1 protein-coding gene is annotated in these 7,620 nt (G+C 75.1%); it reads right to left on the bottom strand.

The features are described from left to right. A partial coding sequence (locus ACZ60X_RS43660) for an SDR family NAD(P)-dependent oxidoreductase (protein WP_469611384.1) occupies window positions 1-7,620 on the bottom strand: 7,620 nt, incomplete at both ends.

The following is a 7,620-nucleotide window of genomic DNA, read 5'->3' as shown; positions in this document are numbered from 1 at the left end:
TTCGGTGAACACCGGTGAGGTCCGCATGAGGTCCAGGCCCATACCGGTCCACTGGGTACCGTGCCCGGGGAACACGAACACCGTCCTGCCGGGGGCACCGGTGCCCTGGACCAGCCGGGCATCGGGCTGGTCGGCTGCCAACGCCCGCAGTGCGACGAGCAGTTCCTCGCGGGTGCTGCCGATGGCGGCGGCGCGGTGCGGGAAGTCCGCGCGGGCCTCCAGGGCGGCGGCGACCTGGGCCGGCGTGAGGTCGGCACGGGCCTCGACGTGATCGGCCAGGCGCCGGGCGTGCTGCCGCAGCGCGGCCGGTGCTTTCGCCGACAGCGGCCAGGTGACCGGGCCGGCCGGGCTCTCCTGGACCGGTGCCGGCTGCTCCACCGGGGCCTGTTCGAGGATGACGTGCGCGTTGGTGCCGCTGATGCCGAAGGAGGACACGGCGGCCCTGCGGGGCCGGTCCCCGGCGGGCCAGTCGCGGTTCTCCGTGAGCAGTTCGACGGTGCCCTGGCCCCAGTCCACGTGCGGTGACGGCGCGTCGATGTGCAGGCTCCTGGGCAGCACGCCGTGCCGTATCGCCTGGACCATCTTGATGATCCCGCCGACGCCCGCCGCGGCCTGCGTGTGGCCGATGTTGGACTTCAACGAGCCGAGCCACAGCGGCCGGTTGTCGGGCCGGTCCTGGCCGTAGGTGGCCAGCAGCGCCTCCGCCTCGATGGGGTCGCCCAGCCGGGTCCCCGTGCCGTGCGCCTCCACCACATCCACCTCGGACGCGGACAACCCGGCGCCGTCCAGGGCCTGCCTGATCACCCGGCGCTGCGCCGCCGCGCTGGGTGCGGTGAGCCCGTTGGAGGCGCCGTCCTGGTTGACTGCGGAGCCGCGTACGACGGCGAGGACCCGGTGTCCGTTGCGGCGTGCGTCCGACAGCCGTTCCACGAGCAGCAGGCCGGCTCCCTCGCTCCACGCGGCGCCGTCGGCCGCCGCGGCGAACGACTTGGACCGCCCGTCCGGCGCCAGGCCGCGCTGGCGGCTGAACTCGACGAACGCGGTGGGAGTGGCCATCACGGTGACCCCGCCGGCGAACGCGAGGTCGCACTCGCCGTTGTGCAGTGCCTGGGCGGCCAGGTGGAGCGCCACCAGTGATGACGAGCACGCCGTGTTCACCGTCAGCGCGGGCCCGGACAGATCGAGCGCGTACGACACCCGCCCGGACGCCACGCTGGTCTGGGTGCCGGACAGCAGGAATCCCTCGAAGCCGTCGGGGGCGGCTTGGGTGAGCCGGTTTCCGTAGTCGTCGTACATGACGCCGGTGAAGACGCCGGTGCGGGTGCCGCGCAGGGTGGTGGGGTCGATGCCGGCGTTTTCGAGGGTTTCCCAGGCTGTTTCGAGCAGGAGGCGTTGTTGTGGGTCGGTGGCCAGTGCCTCGCGGGGGCTCATGCCGAAGAACTCGGGGTCGAAGTCGGCGGCGTTGTAGAGGAATCCGCCGTGGCGGGTGTAGCTGGTGCCGGGGTGGTCGGGGTCGGGGTGGTAGAGGGCGTCGAGGTTCCAGCCCCGGTCGGTGGGGAACTCGCCGATGGCGTCGACGCCTTCGGACACCAGTTGCCACAGGTCCTCGGGGGACCGCACCCCGCCGGGATAGCGGCACGCCATCCCCACGATCGCCAGCGGTTCCTCGCTGCGCACCCGAGCCGTCGCGCCCTGGTCGGTGTCCGCCGCGCCGGTGATCCGCTCCGCGAGGAACCGGGCCAGCGCGGCCGCCGTCGGGTACTCGAACACGACCGTGCTCGGCAGCCCCAGTCCGGTCGCCGCGTTGACGCGGTTGCGCAGCTCCACGGTGGTGAGCGAGTCGAGTCCTTGTTCCCGCAGCGCCCGGTCCGGGTCGACCGTGGCCGGCCCGTCATGGCCCAGCACCTCGGCGGCCTTGGCACGGACGAGGTCCAGCAGCGCCGTCTCGCGCTCGACGGGCGGCAGTTCGGCCAGCCGCCGGGTCAGCGCGGCCGGCTGGCTGGCGCCCCGGGCGGCCGGCGCGCCGGTGCGGGGCAGCAGCCGGCGCAGGAGGGCGGGGGCCTGGCCCGAGCCGTGCTCGGCCCGGACGGCGGCGAGGTCGAGCCTGGCCGGCAGCGCGACCGGCCTGTTGGCGGCGAGCGCCGCGTCGAACAGCGCCAGTGCCTCCTCGGCGCTCATCGCGGCCAGACCCGCACGGCGCAGCCGGGCCTGATCGGCCTCGGTGATCCGCCCCGCCATGCCGGCGGCTTCGGCCCACAGCCCCCAGCCCAGCGAGAGGGCGGGCAGGCCGGCCGCCCGGCGGTGCTCGGCCAGCGCGTCCAGGAACGCGTTGGCCGCCGCGTAGTTGGCCTGGCCCGCGCCACCGAGGGTGGCGATCGCCGAGGAGAACAGGACGAACGCGGTCAGCGGCAGGTCACGGGTCAGCTCGTGCAGGTTCCAGGCCGCGTCCGCCTTCGGCCGCAGCACCGCGGCGATCCGCTCCGGGGTGAGGGAGAGCACCGTCCCGTCGTCGATGACGCCCGCGAGGTGCACGACCGCGCACAGCGGACGCTCGGCCGGGACCGCCTCCAGCACAGCGCGGAGGGACGCCCGGTCGGCCGCGTCGGCCGCGGCCACGGTGACCTCCGCGCCCGCGGTGCGCAGTTCCGTCACCAGGTCGGTGGCCCCGGCCGCCTCGGGGCCACGGCGGCTGACCAGGAGGAGGTGCCGGACCCCGTGGGCGGTCACCAGATGCCGGGCGACCAGGGCGCCGAGCCCCCCGGTGCCGCCGGTGATCAGCACGGTGCCGTCGAATGCCGGGGCCTCGGCGCGCGCACCAGCCGGCGCGAGCGGGCCGAGCCGAGGCACCCGTAGGGCCCCGGCGCGGACGGCCAGTTGGGGTTCGCCGCTGCCGACCGCGGCGGCGACCGCCCGGCCGGATGCCTGCTCGCCGTCCAGGTCGAGCAGCAGGAGCCGCCCGGGGTGCTCGGTCTGCGCCGACCGGACCAGGCCCCATACGGCGGCTCCCGCCGGAGCCGGCGCCGCGGATTCGTCGCCGACGCTCACCGCGCCCCGGGTGAGGATCACCAGCCGCGTGCCGTCGAGCCGTTCGTCGGTGAACCACTCCTGCAGGAGCGTCAGCAGCCGCTCGGTGAGCAGGTGCGCCGCCGCGTCCGGCGGCAGGCCCTCGGTGGCGGTGCCGTCGTTCACCGGTCCGGTGAGAACCAGGTCGGGGACCGGGGCGCCGTGCGCGAGCGCCGCGCGCAGTGCCGCGAGGTCCGGGTAGGCGTCGGCGTCCGGGCCGCCCGTCGGCGCGGCGTCACCGAGCACGGCCCAGCGGGCGGCCTCGGGCACGCCGGACGGCACCGGCCGCCACTGCACGCCGTACAGGTCCCGGACCGTCCGGACGGGTGAGAGCCGGTCGGCGTCGATGGGCCGCAGCGTGAGCGAACCGGCCGCGACGACCGTGCTGCCGGTGCCGTCGGTGACGGTGACTCGCACGCCGTCGGCCCCGGCCGAGACCAGCCGCACCCGCAGCATGTCCGTGCCGCCCGGCGATGCCGAGAAACCCGTCCACGAGAACGGCAGCACCATCCGCCCCGCCTCGGCGCGGAGCACCCCGGTGGCGGCCAGCGGATGCAGCGCGGCGTCGAGCAGCGCCGGGTGCGGAGCGGCACCCCTGCCGGTACCCACCGACAGGTCCGCCGCGACGGCCACTTCGGCGTACAGTTCCTCGCCCAGCCGCCAGGCGGCCCGGACGTTGCGGAACGCGGGCCCGTACGCGTAGCCCTGTTCCCGCAGACTGTCGTAGAGGGCGGCAACGTCCAGCTCCGCCGCCCCTCGCGGCGGCCAGTGTCCGGCTGGCGCCGCCGGGCCGCCGACCGCACCGGCCGAGACGAAACCGCTCGCGTGCCGGGTCCACTCGCCGTCGGGCTGCCGGGAGAACAGCCGCAGCTGCCGGCGCCCGGCCCCGTCGGCGGCGCCCACCACCACCTGGAGCCGGACCTCGCCGTCCTCGGGTACGAGGAGCGGCGCCTCCAGGGTCAGCTCGTCGACCCGGTCGCACTCCACCTCCGCCCCGGCCCGCACCGCCATGTCCAGCAGTGCCGTGCCGGGCAGCAGCACGGTGCCGCCCAGCGCGTGGTCGGCCGACCAGGGCCGCGTCGCGCGCGAGAGGCGGCCGGTGAACACATGCCCCGCGCCGTCGGCCAGTTCCGTCACGGAATCCAGGAGGTGGTGTCCGAGCGCGTTCGCGCCCCGGGGTGCGGACTCGATCCAGTAGCGCTGCCGCTGGAAGGCGTAGGTCGGCAGGTCGACCGGGAGCGCCGGGACGCCGCCGAACACCGCCGGCCAGTCCACCCGCACCCCCTGGACGTGTACCCGTCCCAGCGCCGTCGCGAAGCGGGCCCAGCCGCCGTCGTCCCGGCGCAGCGACTCGGCGACCACGGTCCCCGCGGCACCGACGGCCTCGACGGTCTGCTCGATCGCCTGGGTCAGCACCGGATGCGGACTGACCTCGATGAAGGTGCCGTATCCCTCGGCCAGCAGCTCCCGGATCACCGGCTCGAACTCGACCTGGTTGCGCAGATTGCGGTACCAGTAACCGGCTCCGGTCGCGACCGGCTCGTGGCGGACGCCCTGGACCGTGGAGCGGAAGGCGATCCGCGGCGTACGGGGCTCGATCGGCGCCAGCACCTGCGCCAACCGGTCCTGTACGGCCGTCATGTGGGCCGTGTGCGAGGCGTAGTCGATGGGTACGCGCCGGGCCCACACCCCGGCCCGCTCGCACGCGGACCGCAGCGCCTCCAGGGCCTCCAGGTCGCCGCCGACCACGGTGGAGGTGGGCCCGTTCAGCGCGGCGACCGTCAGCCGCCCCTCCCAGGGGCCGATCAGCTCCGTCACCTCGGCCCGGGAGCGCGCCACCGACAGCAGGCCGCCGGTGTGCGCCACCGCCAGCAGCTCCCGCCCGCGCAGCGCCACCACCCGGGCGGCGTCCGGCAGCGAGAGGGCGCCGGCGACATAGGCCGCGGCGATCTCGCCCTGCGAGTGGCCCATCACCGCGTCGGGCTCCACCCCTGTCGCCCGCCACAGCGCGGCCAGCGCGGCCACCACCGCGAACGTGGTGCACTGGATCACGTCCGAACGGTCCATTCCGGGCGCGCCCTCCCGGCCCGCCAGGACGTCGCGCATCGACCAGTCCAGGTACGGCTGGAGCGCGTCGGCGCAGGCGAGCAGTTCCTCACGGAACACCGGCGAGGTCTCCATCAGTTCGGCGGCCATCCCCGCCCACTGCGAACCCTGCCCCGGGAAGACGAACACGACCTTCCCGCGGTCCGCCGCCGTGCCGGTCTCGACGCCGGGGGACGCCGGGGTGCCGTCCGCGAGCGCCGCGAGCCCCGCCCGCAGGGCGGCCCGGTCGGCGCCGACGACGACGGCGCGGCGGGCGAACGCGGCGCGGGTGGTGGCCAGCGCACGGCCGATCGCGGTCAGCGTGCCGTCCGGGGCGGCCTCGAGGAAGCGGCTCAGCCGGTCCGCCTGGGCCCGCAGGCCCCGTTCGTCCGGGGCGGACAGCAGCCACGGCATGGCGTCGGCGTCGGCGGCCGGCACCATGTCCCCGGCCCCGGCGGCCGACGGTTCCTGCTCCTCGGGGGCCTGTTCGACCACCAGGTGCGCGTTGGTGCCGCTGATGCCGAACGACGACACCGCCGCCCGCCGGACCGGTGTGTCCGGCCACGGCCGGGCCTCGGCCAGCAGCCGTACGGTGCCCGCGGACCAGTCCACCTGGCTGGTCGGCCGGTCCGCGTGCAGCGTGCGGGGCAGCACACGGTGACGCAGCGCCATCACCATCTTGATGAGGCCACCGACACCCGCCGCGGCCTGGGCGTGCCCGATGTTCGACTTCAGTGACCCCAGCCAGAGCGGCTGGTTCGCGAAGCGGCCCCGCCCGTAGGTGTCGATGAGGGCCTGTGCCTCGATGGGGTCGCCCAGCCTGGTGCCGGTGCCGTGCGCTTCGACTGCGTCCACGTCACCGGGGCCGAGCCCGGCGTCGGCGAGGGCCTGGCGGATGACCCGTTCCTGGGACGGCCCGTTGGGCGCGGTCAGACCGTTGCTCGCGCCGTCGGAGTTGACGGCGGAGCCGCGGATCAGCGCCAGCACCCGGTGCCCGTTGCGCCGTGCGTCCGACAGCCGCTCCAGCACCAGCATGCCGGCCCCTTCCGCCCAGGCGGTGCCGTCCGCGGTGTCGGCGAAGGCCTTGCAGGTGCCGTCCGGGGAGAGCCCCTGCTGGCGGCTGAACTCGACGAAGATGCCCGGCGTGGACATCACGGCCGCGCCGCCGGCGAGCGCCAACGGGCAGTCCCCGCCCCGCAGCGCACGGACCGCGAGGTGCACGGCCACCAGCGAGGAAGAACATGCGGTGTCGACTGTGAGGGCGGGCCCTTGCAGGCCTAGGGTGTACGCGATCCTGCCGGACGCCACGCTCGCCGTGGTGCCCGTGAGCAGGAAGCCCTCCAGTCCTTCGGCGCCCTCCGCCAGCCGTGGCCCGTACTCCTGCGACATCGCGCCGACGAACACGCCGGTCTGGCTGCGCGACAGGGACAGCGGATCGATGCCGGCCCGTTCCAGGGCCTCCCACGACACCTCGAGCAGCAGCCGCTGCTGGGGGTCCATCGCCTGTGCTTCGCGCGGGCTGATGCCGAAGAACGCGGGGTCGAACAGGTCGGCGTCCGGCAGGAACCCGCCGCGTCGCACCGACGACGTGCCGGAGTTCCGCGCCTCCGGGTCGAACAGGGCCTCCAGGTCCCAGCCACGGTTGTCCGGGAAGTCGGAGATCGCGTCTGTCCCGGTCTCCACCAGCCGCCACAGCTGCTCGGGCGTGCGTACCCCGCCGGGATACCGGCAGGCCATCCCCACCACGGCGATCGGATCGCCGCCGTCCGCCCCGTCCCCCGCGGCCGGCACGGCGGGCACTGCGGTGCCGGGCGCCTCGTCCAGGCGATCACGCAGGTACTCGGCGAGCGCCTCGGGCGTCGGATGGTTGTACAGCAGCGCTGCCGGCAGCTCCAGACCGGTCGCCGCGACCAGCCTGTCGCGCAGTTCCACGGCGAGCGCGGAATCGAAGCCGAGTTCCTTGAACGACCGGCCGGAGCCCGGCTCCTCGCCGCCGAGGTGGCCGAGGACCGCTGCCGCGTTCGTGCGCACCAGTTTCAGCAGCGCCCGTCGCCGTTCGCCCGGGGGCAGCGCCGCTGGCGCGTCGCCGGCGGCCTGCGGACGCGGTGCCGCCGCCGAGCCGCCGGGGGCGACCTGAGGGGCGGCCTGCTGTCCGGCCCCGGATGCCAGCCAGTAGCTGCGCCGCTGAAAGGGATAGGTGGGCAGCGAGACCCGCCGCGGCCTGCCGCCCTCGAAGAACCGGGCCCAGTCGACCCCCACGCCACAGGTGTGCAGACGGGCCAGCGCTGTCATGAACGCCGTCCACGACGGCCGACTGCGGTGCAGGGTGCCGGTGACGACGGTCTGGGTGGTGGTGTCGGTGGTGTCGGCGGTTTGTTGGAGGGGTGTGGTGAGGACGGGGTGGGGGCTGGTTTCGATGAAGTGGGTGTGTCCGGTGGTCAGGAGGTGGGTGATGGTGTGGTGGAACTGTAC

The sequence above is a fragment of the Streptomyces sp. NPDC104106 genome (genome assembly GCF_055584345.1).
Note: the sequence above shows the minus strand (reverse complement) of the source record. Positions and strands in the feature narration are given on the sequence as shown.